The following is a 14,980-nucleotide window of genomic DNA, read 5'->3' as shown; positions in this document are numbered from 1 at the left end:
GGTCATTGCGGCGTGGCAGTCGAGCCACCGCCGGGCATCACGCCCGGATGGGTATGGGTGGAACCGACGTTCACCCCGTTGTGCTGCAAGCTGGCGCCGTTGACCTGCACATCACCGTTCAAGGTGACTTGCCCGGTCAGGGTGATGGTGTCGGCCTTGGCCGTGATCGCGCTATCGGTGATCACCGCCGAGCTGCCGGCCACCTGGATGGTCACGGTGCCGCTGGGCAGGCTGATGCTGTAGCTCTTGGCCTGCCAGTCGTAGACCAGCGAGCCGCCATCGTCGAAGCGCCAGACCTCGACGTGGTCGCGGTTGTCCGGCTGGGTCCCGGCGTTGCCATACAGCCCCGGGACGAAGGTGCCCTGGGCCGGCTCGCCGCTGGGGCTGATCAAGGCCCCCTGCTCGCCCAGGCTCGGCGCCCGCCAGTGCCGGGCCTTGCCGGCGGCCTGGCTGTGCCAGCGCACCCAGGCGCTGGTCCAGCCGGCGCCGTCGGATACGCGCACCATGGCGGCGGCCAGGTCGACCCCGACCACGCTGCAGGGAATGATCAGGCCGGCGAGCATGCGGTCATGGGTAGCGGCGACAAAGCTCATGCCAGCTGCTCCGGGGAGAAGTAGCCGTCTTCGTGGCCAGCCCCGGTATCAGGAGCGAAACCGAGCAGCAGCGACCCCGGGCCCTGGTTGGCCCATGGCCACTGTTCCTGGCCGAGGTACACCAACTGCTGCCATTGCACGGTCCAGGCCTTCTTGCGCCACGACTCGCTGGTGGCGTCGGCAGGCTTGGCCCGCACGCTGCTGGTGCCCTCGACGAAATCGAGGTTCCAGTGCTGGCAATGCAGCAGGTCGGCCATTTGGGCCGCCAGTTCGACCGCTTGCAAAGCTGCCCCTGGCAGGTTGGCGTCCACCAGCATGCTGGCCTCGAACGTGGCCTTCACGCAGCTACGGCCATCGCCCGGATCAACAGCTGGATCCATGGCGGTGATGGCAAAGACGATCGCCGGCCTGGCCAGGCCATCGGGTGTCTCGGGAAACGCCTCCACCGCTCGGACAGCGGGCATCGCCGCCTTGATCGTGGCGGCGATAGCGTCGTGCAATATCGTCAGTTCGCTCATTGTCCAGTCCTGGAATCGGGTCGGCGGCGATACCAGCGAGGCCCTGGCCCGCAGGCCGGCGCGCTGGTACCACTGTCGATCAAGACGCATGAAAAGCGCCGGCCAGCGCTCCACCGGCCAGGCACAGGCAAGGTGCACCCGCCCGGCCTTGCCGGCAGGTGCAAATGGGGTTGATGAAAGGCCGTTCAGGATCGATCGGAGTGCGAGTCACGCTCGGGCACCTCGCACACACCGATGCGCTTGGCCGCCCAGCGCTCGTAGAGGCCGATGGCGACGTCGGCGCCGGCCATGGCGGTCAGGCAACCGAAGGCGCAGGCGGTCCAGATCGAGACGCCGGCGGCATACAGCAGCATGATCGCCGAGACACCGCAGACCACACAGGCCCCGGAGCGCAGCGCCAGGCGTCGCAGCAGTGCCCAGCCACGGGCGCCCTCCTTGTCGGCACGCCACATTTCACCGGACACGCCGCCCAGCAGCGCCAGGACGATGACCATCCAGATCGGCATATCCAGCAACGCTTGTTGCTCGTTTGTCATTCAGGTCTCCCGTGTGGATTGGGGCCAAAGAAGCGGCCGGTTGATGAAAAACTCGAAACGATGGTTCAAGGGGTCCCTGTCTATTGGCGGCCCACGTTAGGCAGGCATTCCAAAAAGCCCGGTCGCCCGGGCTTTTCAGTAATGCAATCCTTGGTCTTTCGGCACTACTGGTGCGGTACGGACCCATTCAAATTGTTCCTCCGACCGCGACCCCTGTCCGCCGGATAACTGCTTCTGGTGCTTTACGCTGCACACCCGGGTCAGTTGCCAACCCTCTGAACCGTCGAGGCCGATTCATCGCTGCCTTTTGCTTGTGCCACTAAAGAGCGGTGTTGCAGCCGTTTTCGAACGGCTTGAGACGAATATTATGCATTCATGCATATGTAGTCAATGCGTTAATGCATTTATTTATGCGCATTTTTTGCTCCCGTGCATGGAGGCCGCATAGGCGCTGGGGGTGAAGGGGTTTTGCAGGACAAAAAAAGCCCGCTCAGGGCGGGCTTGGTTTGCGGGTGGCGGGTTAGCGGGCGTACATGCCCCACCAGAAGACGTGACCGAGGATGCTGATCTGCTCTTCCTGGATGTCCTGGAAGCTGTAGTCCTCGTCAGGATGCTCATCGCGGTTGAAGCTGCGCAGGCGGATACCGGTGGGCAGGCGGTACAACTGCTTCACCCGCAACTGGCCATTGTGGTTAATGGCGTACAGGTCGCCATCGACGATATCGCCAATGGCGCACTTGCCGGCATTGACCCCGACCGTGGCGCCATCACGCAGTACCGGCAACATGCTGTTGCCGCGCACCGTGACGCACTTGGCCTGGTCGAACTGCACGCCGTTATGCCGCAGGCTGCGCTTGCCGAAGCGCAGGCTGGCGCGCTCGCTCTCCTCGATGACGAATCTTCCTGATCCAGCAGCCAATTCAACCTCGCGCAGAAAGGGAACCGACACCTCGTCGTCATCGACGGGGGTATCGTCGTCCCACAGGCTTATATCCTTGAGTTCCGAATGAATCTCGTCGCGCACCGCACTGCGGGCCGGGGCGATATCCACGCGCCCGCGCAGTTGGTCGGTGCTCACCTGGAAATACTCGGCGATCTTGGAAATGTGCTTGTCCGAAGGATCGACGATCTTCCCGCTGAGGATCCGCGAGAGGGTGGATTGAGGCACACCGGTGCGACGGTGAAGCTCCGTGGGGGAGATTCCATCGCGATCCAGCAGCTCTCTTAAGACGGTAGAAACGTTGCGTATTTGCATAAAGCGCATATTGCTCGAACTTTACCGGGATGACAAATGCTGTTTTGCATATTCAATGCATTTATTCGCCCCCCCTGGCTTGCCCGGGCGCCTGCGAGGCCGCCGGCACCCGTGGTAACCTTGCGACCATCAGCAAGAAGCCGGGCCTGTGCGCCCCTTTGCATCAGCCATTCAACGAATCCGCCTATATATCAATGAGTAAAAATACCTCCGATCTGTCTTCCCATACGCCGATGATGCAGCAGTACTGGCGGCTCAAGAACCAACACCCCGACCAGCTGATGTTCTATCGCATGGGCGACTTCTACGAGATCTTCTACGAAGACGCGAAGAAGGCCGCCAAGCTGCTGGACATCACCCTGACCGCACGGGGACAGTCGGCAGGCCAGGCCATTCCCATGTGCGGCATCCCCTACCATGCCGCTGAAGGCTACCTGGCCAAGCTGGTCAAGCTTGGCGAGTCGGTGGTGATCTGCGAACAGGTGGGCGACCCGGCCACTAGCAAGGGTCCGGTGGAACGCCAGGTCGTGCGGATCATCACGCCAGGGACCGTGAGTGACGAGGCGTTGCTGGACGAGCGTCGGGACAACCTGATCGCCGCAGTCCTGGGCGACGAGCGCCTGTTCGGCCTAGCTGTGCTGGATATCACCAGTGGCAACTTCAGCGTCCTGGAGATCAAGGGCTGGGAAAACCTGCTGGCGGAGCTGGAGCGCATCAATCCGGTTGAGTTGCTGATCCCGGATGACTGGCCACAGGGCCTGCCAGCGGAAAAGCGCCGTGGCACAAGGCGGCGAGCCCCCTGGGACTTCGAGCGCGACTCGGCGCACAAGAGCCTGTGCCAACAGTTCTCCACCCAGGACCTCAAGGGTTTCGGCTGCGAAACCCTGACCCTGGCCATCGGCGCCGCCGGCTGCCTGCTCAGCTATGCCAAGGAAACCCAGCGCACCGCCTTGCCCCATTTGCGCAGCCTGCGCCACGAACGCCTGGACGATACCGTGGTGCTGGACGGCGCCAGCCGACGCAACCTGGAGCTGGATACCAACCTGGCGGGCGGTCGCGACAATACCCTGCAATCGGTGGTCGATCGCTGCCAGACCGCCATGGGCAGCCGTTTGCTTACCCGCTGGCTGAACCGACCGCTGCGTGACCTGAAGGTCCTGGAGGCACGCCAGTCCTCCATTACCTGCCTGCTCGACGGCTACCGCTTCGAACGCCTGCAACCGCAATTGAAGGAAATCGGCGACATCGAGCGGATCCTCGCGCGGATCGGCTTGCGCAACGCTCGGCCACGGGACCTGGCACGTCTGCGGGACGCCCTGGCGGCATTGCCTGAACTGCAAGTGGCGATGACCGAACTGGAAGCGCCGCACCTCAAACAACTGGCCATCACCACCGCTACCTATCCGGAACTGGCGGCGCTGCTGGAGAAAGCCATCATCGACAACCCGCCAGCGGTGATCCGCGACGGCGGTGTGCTCAAGACCGGCTACGACGCCGAGCTTGACGAGCTGCAATCGCTGAGCGAGAACGCCGGCCAGTTCCTGATCGACCTGGAAGCGCGGGAAAAAGCCCGGACCGGACTGTCCAACCTCAAGGTCGGCTACAACCGCATCCACGGTTACTTCATCGAATTGCCCAGCAAGCAGGCCGAACAAGCACCGGCGGACTACATCCGGCGCCAGACCCTCAAGGGTGCCGAGCGCTTCATCACCCCTGAACTCAAAGCCTTCGAAGACAAGGCCCTGTCGGCCAAGAGCCGCGCCCTGGCCCGCGAGAAGATGCTCTACGACGCGCTACTGGAAACCCTGATCAGCCACTTGCCTCCCTTGCAGGACACCGCAGGGGCCCTGGCCGAGCTGGATGTGCTGAGCAACCTGGCCGAACGGGCGCTGAACCTGGATCTCAACTGCCCGCGCTTCGTCAGCGAACCGTGCATGCGCATCACCCAGGGTCGTCACCCAGTGGTGGAGCAGGTGCTGACCACGCCGTTCGTGGCCAACGACCTGAGCCTGGACGACAGCACCCGGATGCTGGTGATCACGGGGCCGAACATGGGCGGTAAATCCACCTACATGCGACAAACCGCGCTGATCGTGCTGCTGGCCCATATCGGCAGCTTCGTGCCGGCGGCAAGCTGCGAGCTGTCCCTGGTGGACCGGATCTTCACCCGAATCGGCTCCAGCGACGACCTGGCTGGCGGGCGCTCGACCTTCATGGTGGAAATGAGCGAAACCGCGAACATCTTGCACAACGCCACCGAGCGCAGCCTGGTACTGATGGACGAAGTGGGGCGTGGCACCAGCACTTTCGACGGTCTTTCCCTGGCCTGGGCTGCGGCAGAACGTCTCGCCCACCTGCGGGCCTATACCCTGTTCGCCACCCACTACTTCGAACTGACGGTACTGCCGGAAAGCGAACCGCTGGTGGCCAACGTGCATCTCAATGCCACCGAGCACAATGAACGGATCGTCTTCCTGCACCACGTCCTGCCCGGGCCTGCCAGCCAGAGCTATGGCCTGGCCGTAGCCCAGCTGGCCGGGGTTCCGAGCACTGTGATCGTCCGCGCACGGGAGCATTTGAGCCGCCTGGAAACCACCAGCCTGCCCCATGAAGCAGCCAAACCGGCACCGGGAAAAACCTCGGTTCCGCAGCAAAGCGACCTGTTCGCCAGCCTGCCACACCCGGTTCTGGACGAGTTGGCCAAGCTGGAACTGGACGACATGACCCCTCGTCGGGCACTGGAAATGCTTTACACATTGAAGACACGCATCTAACGCGAACGCCTTCAAGCTGTTAGAATCTCGCGCGGTTTGGGATGCTGTGGACTATTAGCCTGGTCCACAGACTATCGCTCCCAAACCTGGCGACCCCAATCCTGTAGGGGCTCCGCTGCCGCCGCCTGAGGAGAAAATTAGAAATGACCTTCGTCGTCACCGACAACTGCATCAAGTGCAAGTACACCGACTGCGTAGAAGTCTGTCCGGTGGACTGCTTTTACGAAGGCCCGAACTTCCTGGTAATTCACCCGGATGAGTGCATCGATTGCGCGCTGTGCGAGCCTGAATGCCCTGCTGTAGCCATTTTCTCCGAGGATGAAGTCCCGGACGAGATGCAAGAATTCATTCAGTTGAACGTCGAGCTGGCAGAAATCTGGCCGAACATCACTGAAAAGAAAGATTCGTTGCCCGATGCCGCAGAGTGGGATGGCGTCAAAGGCAAGATCAAGGATCTCGAACGCTGATACTTCGGCGTTCCTTGAAAAGGCCCCTTGCGGGCCTTTTTGCGTTTATGGACTCAGGGACTTGCGACTGCACTTTTCGACAGGCAAAAAAAGGGGCGGTATGACCCGCCCACATTTTTTCCCTAGTCCCTGTGTTCCTTGTCATCATCCTGATGAATCGCTTCTTGCGATGTCCTGACCATCATCCTTGATGGCTGTGTCTATCCGTCGACACAGGGTTGATATTAGAGACTTCCCAGATAACGGCAATCGCACTATCAGCGGGAAATTCTGTCCAACCTAATCCAGCAATAAATAAAAAACCTTTTAAATCAGTTAGATAAAAAATTACCTAAGCTGATTTAGGCAACTCAGAAGTGATCGGGCCCCAATAGATTACGAAAAAGTAATCTTTGGCTTACATGGGAATTAAGAACAGTTCCGCTTCTCCTACGTGCCCCTCCAAATCAAGACTTTTCGTCCCCCCATGAAAAAGCCCCGAACCAGTCGGGGCTTTTTATAGGTAGGTCAGCGGCTACTGAAACAGCGACTCACTGGACAAGCCATTCTTCTCGAGGATCTCCCGCAGGCGCTTGAGGCCCTCAACCTGGATCTGCCGCACCCGCTCACGGGTCAGGCCAATTTCCAGGCCAACGTCTTCCAGGGTGCTGCTCTCATGCCCTCGCAGGCCAAACCGGCGTACGACCACCTCACGCTGTTTTTCGGTCAGCTCGGAAAGCCATTGATCGATGCTTTGCGAAAGGTCGTCGTCCTGCAACAGTTCACAAGGATCCGTCGGACGCTCATCGGTCAGGGTGTCCAGCAAGGTCTTGTCCGAATCCGGGCCCAACGAGACATCCACCGAAGAAACGCGCTCGTTCAGGCCGAGCATGCGTTTGACTTCCGCCACCGGCTTCTCGAGCAGGTTGGCGATTTCCTCGGGAGAGGGTTCATGATCGAGTTTCTGCGTCAGTTCGCGGGCGGCGCGCAAGTAGACGTTGAGTTCCTTGACCACATGGATCGGCAACCGGATGGTCCGGGTCTGATTCATGATTGCACGCTCGATGGTCTGGCGGATCCACCAGGTAGCGTAGGTCGAGAAACGGAAACCACGTTCGGGATCGAATTTTTCCACCGCTCGGATCAAGCCGAGGTTGCCCTCTTCGATCAGGTCCAGCAGCGATAACCCACGATTGACATAGCGTCGGGCGATTTTCACCACCAGCCGCAAGTTGCTTTCAATCATGCGTTTACGCCCAGCCGGGTCGCCACTTTGCGATAGACGCGCAAAGTGCACTTCCTCTTCGGGAGAGAGCAATGGAGAAAAACCGATTTCATTGAGGTACAACTGCGTCGCATCGAGCGCGCGAGTGTAGTCAATGTACTTGTGTTGCTTGATCGCAGCGGAGCTTTTGGATTTGGTGCGAACGGAAGGTGGAGTTGCCCCCTCATTATTCGACATCGAATCCATATCGATTCCGCTCTCCATAAGGAGAACTTCATCGTCGATGTCAAACTCCGGCACTTCTTTACTGAGAGCCATTGTTATAGTCCTTTGGTGAGTTCGACCTCAGGCTCGAGCGTCGCCTATATCCCTGGCAACACTGGAACCTGTTCCCTCTACGTGAGCGAGTGGAACAGGTTGGTAACGGATCAACGACGTGGCAGGAATTGCAGCGGATCTACAGGTTTACCTTGTCGGCGAATCTCAAAGTGCAGTTTCACCCGGTCTGTACCAGTTGATCCCATCTCGGCAATTGTCTGTCCGACTTTGACCTGCTGCCCCTCCCGAACCAGAAGCTTACGGTTGTGACCATAAGCGCTGACGTAGGTTTCGCTGTGTTTGATGATGACTAATTCGCCGTAGCCCCTTAAGCCACTCCCGGCGTAAACCACCGTCCCATCAGACGCAGCTAAAACAGGCTGTCCCAAATCCCCGGCGATATCAATGCCTTTATTCAAACTACCGTTTGAAGAAAATTTTCCAATGAGAACACCGTTGGAAGGCCAGCCCCAACCGGTCGGCGCAGGGCCTGCCGGAGTGGCTGGAACCGGCGCCGGAGCTGGGCTCGGCTTGTTCGCCGGGCTGGTTGCGGCACCTGTTGCCGGAGATGTAGTGGTCGTCACCGGGCGACGAATGACCGTGGTTTTGCTCGAGGAGGAAGCACCGGAGGACTGGGTACTGGTCACCACGGTAGCCGGAGCGGTACCGGTGCGGCCATCGAAACGAATGGTTTGCCCCGGATGGATGGTATAGGGCTCGCTGATATTGTTGCGGGCGGCCAATGCCTTGTAATCCCAGCCATAACGGAATGCGATGGAGAACAGCGTATCCCCGCGGCGCACGGCGTACTGGCCGGTGGTGACGGTCGGGCGTTGCGGTGCCGCATTGCTGTTGCGATCAACCACTCCGACGCTGCTGGACCTGGTGCTGGAGCAACCAACCAACAAGGAACTCAAGACAAGGCCAATCATCAGTCGCTGAAAGCTTGTTGTACCCATACGCTGCGCAATGACTGTGAGACTCACCCGCCGCTCCCTTTCTGATGGTTGACGATATAGATTGCCTGGCTCAGGCATGAAATGACGCAAGTATAACCGGACGCCGGCGCTTTACCGCCGGCACGGCACAGGGGACGACCAGGGTTTGTCACGGGTCGTCGCCCCACAGGTTGACGATCGATACGCCACTAAGACACAGCCTGACGGACAGAATTCACCCAGCTCGCAGAAATGCTCAGGCCAGGGGGCCATTGAGCAGGGGTACAAACCGCACCGCTCCCAGGACATGCCGGGCAAAGCCGTGTTCTTCGCGGACGATCAACATCAGCTGTTGCACCTCACCGGCGCCAACCGGAATCACCATGCGCCCCCCCGGTGCCAGCTGGTCGAGCAGCGCCTGAGGAATATCGGTGGCCACCGCGGTGACGATGATGCCGTTGTAAGGCGCCAATGCCGGCCAGCCCTCCCAGCCATCCCCCCAACGGAACACCACATTACGCAGGTTCAACTCCTGCAGGCGCTCCTTGGCCCGATCTTGCAGGACCTTGATCCGCTCCACCGAGAACACCCGCTCAACCAGCTGCGACAGCACCGCGGTCTGGTAGCCGGAGCCGGTACCGATCTCCAGCACCTTGTCCAGGGGGCCAGCCTCCAGCAGCAGCTCGCTCATGCGGGCCACCATATAAGGCTGGGAAATGGTCTGGTTATGGCCGATGGGCAACGCTGTGTCTTCATAGGCCCGATGGGCCAGTGCTTCATCGACAAACAGATGCCGGGGCGTGCGCCGGATGACTTCCAGCACCTGAGGGTTGGACAAGCCTTCATCGTAGAGCCGCTGGATCAGGCGTTCACGGGTGCGCTGGGAGGTCATGCCGATTCCCCGGCGCAGCAGATCGTCTTGCTCACGGGCCATCAGCGCAGCCCCTCCAGCCAGCCGTCCAGGCTCCTGAACGCATCATTGAAGGTGCGATCCAGCTGCAGCGGGGTCACGGATACGTAGCCCTGCATGAGCGCATGGAAATCGGTGCCAGGACCGCCATCCTCGGCGTCCCCGGCGGCGGCGATCCAGTAGCCGGCCTTGCCGCGGGGGTCCACCACCTTCATGGGAGCCGCGGCACGGGCGCGATGGCCCAGGCGGGTCAGCTGGATACCGCGGACGCGATCGAGCGGCAGGTTGGGAATGTTCACGTTCAGCACCGTCCGTGGTGGTAGATCCAGCAAGCCTTGCGCCTCGACCAGCTTGCGCGCGAAATGAGCCGCGGTGGCGAGGTTCTCCACCTGCCGCGAGACCAGCGAGAAGGCAATCGCCGGACGTTGCAGGAAACGCCCTTCCAGGGCGGCCGCGACAGTCCCGGAATACAGGACGTCATCCCCGAGGTTGGCCCCCAGGTTGATGCCCGAGACCACCATGTCCGGTTCGTGCTCCAGAAGGCCATTGAGCCCCAGATGCACACAATCGGTCGGCGTGCCGTTGATGCTTATATAGCCGTTGCCGAGAGTATGCGGATGCAACGGACGGTCGAGCGTCAGCGAGCTGCTGGCGCCGCTTTTGTCTTGATCCGGCGCGATAACCACGCACTCGGCATGATCGGCCAGCGCAGCATGCAGCGCGGCGATACCGGGTGCGGTTACCCCATCATCGTTAGAAATCAGAATACGCATGGGCTGTCCGTCTGCCCCACCGGCACCAGATCGACGAGTTCGCGCACCAATGCGGTGGCGAAACATCCGGCCGGCAGGACGAATTCCAATTGCAGAATGTCAGGCACGGGATAATGCCACGTCAAACCGCCAATGGGCAGCCGCAGGATGCGTCGTTCGTGCTCCATGCCGGCTTTTACCAACCAATCGCACAGCGCCGGTTCACGGGTAGCGACGCCCTGCTCCAGGATCTGGGTAGCACCGGCGGCAGGCGAGTCGCCTTTGCCCCACAAGGGCCCGGTGGGATGCAGGTCGAGAATGGCCAGGCGCGGATCGTGGCACTCCTCAGCTCCAGCCATGAAAAAACTGCGGCTGTCGGTGAAGGCCAGCAGATCGCCCACCTGGGCCTGCTGCCAACTGCCGTCGGCCACCCGTGCGCCCAGGACCTGGTTGAACAAGTAGCTACGGGCGGCGGACAGCAAGCGCGAACGCACGTTGCGCTGTTCCGGCAACGCCTGGCGTGCCGCCCAGTCCCGGGCATCCACCAGGTTGCCGCCGTCATGGCCAAAACGCTGGGCACCGAAGTAATTGGGAATGCCTTGCCGGGCGATCAATTGCAGGCGGGCATCGATCGCCGCGTGATCCGCCCGCAGCTCGGTCAAGCGCAAGGTGAAGCCATTGGCTGCATGGGCGCCGCGTTGCAGCTTGCGCCTGTGGCGACTGGCCTTGAGGATCTTCAGGGTGTGGTTTTCGGCTGCCGCCAGGTCTGGATCGGCCTTGCCCGGCAGTTGCACGCTGAACCATTGGCGAGTCAGGGCCTGGCGGTCCTTGAGTCCGGCATAGCTCACCGTACGCAGCGGGACCCCGGCGGCCTTGGCGATCCGCCGGGCAGCTTCCTCGGTATTCAGGCCGCGCTTTTCCACCCACAGCCATAAATGCTCGCCATCGCCGCTCAGAGGAATGTCCAGGACCTCATCGACCTGGAAATCCTCGGCCGTGGCCTTGAGCACCGCGCTGCCCAAGGCATCGCCATAGGCCCGCGGGCCCAACAGTTGCAGTTCGTTCATGCGCGCAGCAACAAGGCTACGGAATGCACCGCAATACCTTCCTCGCGTCCGGTGAAACCAAGCTTCTCGGTGGTGGTGGCCTTGACGTTCACCTGATCGAGCTCGACCTGCAGGTCCTCGGCGATCAGCGCCCGCATGGTGGCGATATGCGGCGCCATCTTCGGCGCCTGGGCGACGATGGTGTTGTCGACGTTACCGACCTTCCAGCCCTTGGCATGGATCAACGCGACAACGTGACGCAGCAGTACGCGGCTATCGACGCCCTTGAATTGCGGATCGGTGTCAGGGAAATGCTTGCCGATATCACCCAGCCCCGCGGCCCCCAACAGGGCATCGCTGAGTGCGTGCAGCAGCACGTCGCCATCGGAATGGGCCAGCAGCCCGGAGTGGTGGGCGATACGCACACCACCCAAGGTGATGAAGTCGCCCTCAGCGAAACGGTGCACATCGTAGCCGTGGCCAATACGCATAAAAAAACGCCCCGAAAAAGTCAGGCCGTGATTCTACCTGCTTTGCTGGCCCTTAGGGCTGGTACGAGCGTCCCCGCGGACGGACGCCAAGGCTCGTACGACCTAGCCGTTCAGTGCCCGCGCATGATGGCGCAGGTGGTCATCGATGAAGCTGGCGATGAAGAAGTAGCTATGGTCGTAGCCCGGCTGCAGGCGCAGGGTCAATTCATGGCCGGCCTGCCTGGCCGCCAACTGCAGGGCTTCAGGCTTGAGCTGAGTGGCGAGGAAATCATCGCGGTCGCCCTGATCCACCAGCAATGGCAGTTTTTCGCCGGCCTCGGCGATCAGGACACTGGCATCCCATTCACGCCAACGAGAGCGCTCTTCCCCCAGGTAACGGGAAAACGCCTTCTGCCCCCAGGGGCAATCCATGGGGTTGTTGATGGGCGCGAACGCCGACACCGAGCGGTAGCGCCCGGGATTGCGCAAGGCACAAACCAGGGCTCCGTGCCCACCCATGGAATGGCCGCTGACGCCACGCTTGTCGGAAGCCGGGAAATGCGCCTCCACCAGCGCCGGCAACTCATGGACTACATAGTCGTGCATCCGATAGTGCTGGGCCCAAGGCTCCTGGGTCGCATTGAGGTAGAACCCCGCCCCCAGGCCGAAATCCCAGGCGCCATCCGGGTCACCGGGTACCCCGGCACCACGCGGACTGGTGTCCGGCGCGATGATGATCAGCCCCAACTCGGCAGCCATGCGCTGGGCACCGGCCTTGTGCATGAAGTTCTCGTCGGTGCAGGTCAGGCCGGACAGCCAGTACAGCACCGGCAGCTTGCCGCCCTGCTCGGCCTGGGGCGGCAGGTAGACGGCGAACACCATGTCGCAGCCCAGTACCTGGGAATGATGCTTGTAGCGTTTATGCCAGCCGCCGAAGCTTTTCTGGCAGGAAAGGTTTTCCAGACTCATGGCGGACCTCCAGCGCACATACTGCAAGCCTCAAGCTGCGAGAGCGGTTGCCCCCACTTGCAGCCTGTGGCTTGCAGTTTGCCGCTGCTCCTTAGAAATGAATGACCGAACGGATGCTCTTGCCTTCGTGCATCAGGTCGAAGGCCTTGTTGATGTCTTCCAATCCCATGGTGTGGGTGATGAAGGTGTCCAGCGGGATCTCGCCCTTCTCGGACATCTCCACATAGCTCGGCAGTTCGCTGCGGCCACGCACGCCGCCGAAGGCCGAACCGCGCCAGACACGGCCGGTCACCAGCTGGAACGGACGGGTGGCGATTTCCTGGCCGGCACCGGCCACGCCGATGATCACCGACTCGCCCCAGCCCTTGTGGCAGCACTCCAGAGCGGCGCGCATCAGTTGCACGTTGCCGATGCACTCGAAGGAGAAGTCCACACCGCCGTCGGTGAGATCGACGATCACTTCCTGGATCGGGCGATCGTAGTCTTTGGGGTTGATGCAATCGGTGGCGCCCAGCTGGCGGGCAATCTCGAACTTGGCCGGGTTGATATCGATGGCGATGATCCGCGAAGCCTTGGCCTTGACTGCGCCGATCACCGCGGACAGGCCAATGCCACCCAGGCCGAAGATCGCCACGGTGTCACCCGGCTTGACCTTGGCGGTATTGAGCACCGCGCCAATACCAGTGGTCACGCCGCAGCCCAGCAGGCAGACCTTCTCCAGCGGTGCATCCTTCTGGATCTTGGCCACGGAGATTTCCGGCAGCACGGTGTACTCGGAGAAGGTCGAGGTGCCCATGTAGTGGAACAGCTGCTGGCCCTTGTAGGAGAAGCGTGTGGTGCCGTCCGGCATCAGGCCCTTGCCCTGGGTGGCACGGATGGCCTGGCAGAGGTTGGTCTTGCCCGACAGGCAGAATTTGCACTGGCCGCATTCGGGGGTGTACAGCGGAATCACGTGGTCACCCACGGCCACCGACGTCACGCCCTCGCCCACCGCTTCCACTACTGCGCCACCTTCATGGCCGAGAATCGACGGGAAGATGCCTTCCGGGTCGGCGCCCGACAGGGTGTAGGCGTCGGTGTGGCAGACACCGGAGGCCACCACCCGCAACAACACCTCGCCAGCCTTGGGCATGGCGACATCGACTTCAACGATCTCGAGGGGTTTTTTGGCCTCGAAGGCTACGGCAGCGCGCGACTTGATCATCCTGGGTCTCCAGCGAATAAAAACGAGACAGGGAGTGTAAAACAGCGCACTACGATGAATAATCCGATCAAAAGCAAAACATTATTGCTGTACAGGGACAATCATCATGAGTGAAAACCGCTGGGAAGGCATCGACGAGTTCGTCGCCGTGGCCGAATGCAGCCAGTTCACCGCTGCCGCAGAACGCCTCGGTGTCTCTTCTTCTCATATCAGCCGGCAGATCGCCCGCCTGGAAGAACGCCTGCAGACTCGCTTGCTGTACCGCAGTACCCGCCGGTTAACCCTGACCGAAGCCGGCCAGACCTTCCTCCAGCATTGCCAGCGCTTGCAGGATGGCCGGGAAGAGGCGTTGCGCGCCGTGGGCGACCTGGCCAGCGAGCCCAAGGGCATGCTGCGCATGACCTGCGCGGTGGCCTACGGCGAGCGCTTCATCGTGCCGCTGGTGACCAGCTTCATGGGCCTGTATCCGCAGTTGCGGGTGGATATCGAATTGAGCAATCGGCCCCTGGACCTGCTGCACGAGGGGCTGGACCTGGCCGTGCGCCTGGGACGCCTGCAAGACTCGCGACTGGTGGCGACCCGCCTGGCTCCCCGGCGCATGTACCTGTGTGCATCGCCGTCGTACCTGGAGCGCTACGGTCGCCCCCATAGCCTTTCGGAGTTGAGCCGCCACAACTGCCTGATCGGCAGTTCGGATATCTGGCAACTGGAACAGGATGGCCGTGAGTTCGCCCAGCGGGTTCAAGGCAACTGGCGCTGCAACAGCGGACAGGCGGTGCTGGATGCGGCGTTGCAGGGAGTGGGCCTGTGCCAACTGCCGGACTACTACGTGCTGGAGCATCTGCAGAGCGGCGCGCTGGCCTCACTGCTCGAAGCCCATCAGCCGCCGAACACTGCGGTATGGGCGCTCTACCCGCAACAACGACACTTGTCGCCCAAGGTGCGCAAGCTGGTGGACTATCTCAAGGAAGGCCTGGCCCGGCGCCCGGAGTACCAGGAGCGGTAGCTGCAGGTTTATCGCAGCCT

At 61.5% G+C, this 14,980-nt stretch carries 15 protein-coding genes; 3 read left to right on the top strand and 12 right to left on the bottom strand.

Annotation, left to right across the window (positions count from 1 at the left end):
* Nucleotides 1-2: 2 nt before the first annotated feature.
* The 4 genes from AC3WK8_RS05585 to AC3WK8_RS05570 form a co-directional block, all read right to left on the bottom strand.
* Entirely contained in the window at nucleotides 3-593 is a 591-nt protein-coding gene (locus tag AC3WK8_RS05585; RefSeq protein WP_103324144.1) for a phage baseplate assembly protein V, read from the bottom strand.
* The gene (locus AC3WK8_RS05580) at nucleotides 590-1,201 is read right to left on the bottom strand and encodes a hypothetical protein (protein ID WP_235777350.1); all 612 of its coding nucleotides are present in this window, start codon (nucleotides 1,199-1,201) and stop codon (nucleotides 590-592) included. The genes AC3WK8_RS05585 and AC3WK8_RS05580 overlap by 4 nt, the downstream gene beginning before the upstream one ends.
* A 95-nt stretch (nucleotides 1,202-1,296) precedes the next feature.
* Entirely contained in the window at nucleotides 1,297-1,647 is a 351-nt protein-coding gene (locus AC3WK8_RS05575) for a phage holin family protein (RefSeq protein ID WP_085596139.1), read from the bottom strand.
* Nucleotides 1,648-2,167: 520 nt separating this feature from the next.
* Nucleotides 2,168-2,911, bottom strand: coding sequence for a LexA family transcriptional regulator (locus tag AC3WK8_RS05570; RefSeq protein ID WP_083456938.1), 744 nt, complete (start codon nucleotides 2,909-2,911; stop codon nucleotides 2,168-2,170).
* A 185-nt stretch (nucleotides 2,912-3,096) separates the two neighbouring features.
* On the opposite strand from AC3WK8_RS05570, the gene mutS reads away from it, so the two are divergent.
* Together mutS and fdxA are read left to right on the top strand one after the other, a co-directional pair.
* On the top strand, nucleotides 3,097-5,676 hold the full coding sequence (gene mutS, locus AC3WK8_RS05565; RefSeq protein WP_103324143.1) for a DNA mismatch repair protein MutS: 2,580 nt from the start codon (nucleotides 3,097-3,099) through the stop codon (nucleotides 5,674-5,676).
* A gap of 143 nt (nucleotides 5,677-5,819) precedes the next feature.
* Nucleotides 5,820-6,143: a ferredoxin FdxA gene (gene fdxA, locus AC3WK8_RS05560; protein WP_038442978.1), complete on the top strand. Its 324-nt coding sequence runs from the start codon at nucleotides 5,820-5,822 to the stop codon at nucleotides 6,141-6,143.
* Between the two features lie 514 nt (nucleotides 6,144-6,657).
* On the opposite strand, the gene rpoS is transcribed toward fdxA, so the two are convergent.
* From rpoS to AC3WK8_RS05520, 8 genes are all read right to left on the bottom strand, one after another.
* Nucleotides 6,658-7,665, bottom strand: coding sequence for an RNA polymerase sigma factor RpoS (gene rpoS, locus AC3WK8_RS05555; protein WP_031320993.1), 1,008 nt, complete (start codon nucleotides 7,663-7,665; stop codon nucleotides 6,658-6,660).
* 110 nt (nucleotides 7,666-7,775) lie between these two features.
* The gene (locus AC3WK8_RS05550; protein WP_103324142.1) at nucleotides 7,776-8,651 is read right to left on the bottom strand and encodes a peptidoglycan DD-metalloendopeptidase family protein; all 876 of its coding nucleotides are present in this window, start codon (nucleotides 8,649-8,651) and stop codon (nucleotides 7,776-7,778) included.
* Nucleotides 8,652-8,859: 208 nt separating this feature from the next.
* The gene (locus AC3WK8_RS05545) at nucleotides 8,860-9,495 is read right to left on the bottom strand and encodes a protein-L-isoaspartate(D-aspartate) O-methyltransferase (RefSeq protein ID WP_172681667.1); all 636 of its coding nucleotides are present in this window, start codon (nucleotides 9,493-9,495) and stop codon (nucleotides 8,860-8,862) included.
* A gap of 41 nt (nucleotides 9,496-9,536) precedes the next feature.
* Nucleotides 9,537-10,286, bottom strand: coding sequence for a 5'/3'-nucleotidase SurE (gene surE / locus AC3WK8_RS05540; RefSeq protein ID WP_103324141.1), 750 nt, complete (start codon nucleotides 10,284-10,286; stop codon nucleotides 9,537-9,539).
* Complete coding sequence (gene truD, locus AC3WK8_RS05535) at nucleotides 10,274-11,332, bottom strand: tRNA pseudouridine(13) synthase TruD (protein ID WP_085596143.1); 1,059 nt, start codon at nucleotides 11,330-11,332, stop codon at nucleotides 10,274-10,276. The genes surE and truD overlap by 13 nt, the downstream gene beginning before the upstream one ends.
* Nucleotides 11,329-11,802, bottom strand: a complete 474-nt coding sequence (ispF, locus tag AC3WK8_RS05530; protein WP_053134494.1) for a 2-C-methyl-D-erythritol 2,4-cyclodiphosphate synthase — start codon at nucleotides 11,800-11,802, stop codon at nucleotides 11,329-11,331. The genes truD and ispF overlap by 4 nt, the downstream gene beginning before the upstream one ends.
* Before the next feature lie 102 nt (nucleotides 11,803-11,904).
* Nucleotides 11,905-12,750, bottom strand: a complete 846-nt coding sequence (gene fghA, locus AC3WK8_RS05525; RefSeq protein ID WP_103324140.1) for an S-formylglutathione hydrolase — start codon at nucleotides 12,748-12,750, stop codon at nucleotides 11,905-11,907.
* Between the two features lie 91 nt (nucleotides 12,751-12,841).
* Nucleotides 12,842-13,954, bottom strand: a complete 1,113-nt coding sequence (locus tag AC3WK8_RS05520; protein WP_022642596.1) for an S-(hydroxymethyl)glutathione dehydrogenase/class III alcohol dehydrogenase — start codon at nucleotides 13,952-13,954, stop codon at nucleotides 12,842-12,844.
* A 106-nt stretch (nucleotides 13,955-14,060) separates the two neighbouring features.
* Here AC3WK8_RS05520 and AC3WK8_RS05515 point away from each other — a divergent pair, with 106 nt between their 5' ends.
* Complete coding sequence (locus AC3WK8_RS05515; RefSeq protein WP_103324139.1) at nucleotides 14,061-14,960, top strand: LysR family transcriptional regulator; 900 nt, start codon at nucleotides 14,061-14,063, stop codon at nucleotides 14,958-14,960.
* Nucleotides 14,961-14,980: the final 20 nt, after the last annotated feature.

It is taken from the genome of Pseudomonas sp. FW507-12TSA (genome assembly GCF_058781435.1).
Note: the sequence above shows the minus strand (reverse complement) of the source record. Positions and strands in the feature narration are given on the sequence as shown.

Bases quoted from the DNA above. Each gene is read 5' to 3' on its own strand.
- AC3WK8_RS05545 (WP_172681667.1), bottom strand. From the start codon at position 9,495: ATGACCTCCCAGCGCACCCGTGAACGCCTGATCCAGCGGCTCTACGAT.
- fghA (WP_103324140.1), bottom strand. From the start codon at position 12,750: ATGAGTCTGGAAAACCTTTCCTGCCAGAAAAGCTTCGGCGGCTGGCAT.
- AC3WK8_RS05570 (WP_083456938.1), bottom strand. From the start codon at position 2,911: ATGCGCTTTATGCAAATACGCAACGTTTCTACCGTCTTAAGAGAGCTG.
- truD (WP_085596143.1), bottom strand. From the start codon at position 11,332: ATGAACGAACTGCAACTGTTGGGCCCGCGGGCCTATGGCGATGCCTTG.
- AC3WK8_RS05520 (WP_022642596.1), bottom strand. From the start codon at position 13,954: ATGATCAAGTCGCGCGCTGCCGTAGCCTTCGAGGCCAAAAAACCCCTC.
- AC3WK8_RS05580 (WP_235777350.1), bottom strand. From the start codon at position 1,201: ATGCGTCTTGATCGACAGTGGTACCAGCGCGCCGGCCTGCGGGCCAGG.
- AC3WK8_RS05515 (WP_103324139.1), top strand. From the start codon at position 14,061: ATGAGTGAAAACCGCTGGGAAGGCATCGACGAGTTCGTCGCCGTGGCC.
- surE (WP_103324141.1), bottom strand. From the start codon at position 10,286: ATGCGTATTCTGATTTCTAACGATGATGGGGTAACCGCACCCGGTATC.
- rpoS (WP_031320993.1), bottom strand. From the start codon at position 7,665: ATGGCTCTCAGTAAAGAAGTGCCGGAGTTTGACATCGACGATGAAGTT.
- ispF (WP_053134494.1), bottom strand. From the start codon at position 11,802: ATGCGTATTGGCCACGGCTACGATGTGCACCGTTTCGCTGAGGGCGAC.
- AC3WK8_RS05575 (WP_085596139.1), bottom strand. From the start codon at position 1,647: ATGACAAACGAGCAACAAGCGTTGCTGGATATGCCGATCTGGATGGTC.
- fdxA (WP_038442978.1), top strand. From the start codon at position 5,820: ATGACCTTCGTCGTCACCGACAACTGCATCAAGTGCAAGTACACCGAC.
- mutS (WP_103324143.1), top strand. From the start codon at position 3,097: ATGAGTAAAAATACCTCCGATCTGTCTTCCCATACGCCGATGATGCAG.
- AC3WK8_RS05585 (WP_103324144.1), bottom strand. From the start codon at position 593: ATGAGCTTTGTCGCCGCTACCCATGACCGCATGCTCGCCGGCCTGATC.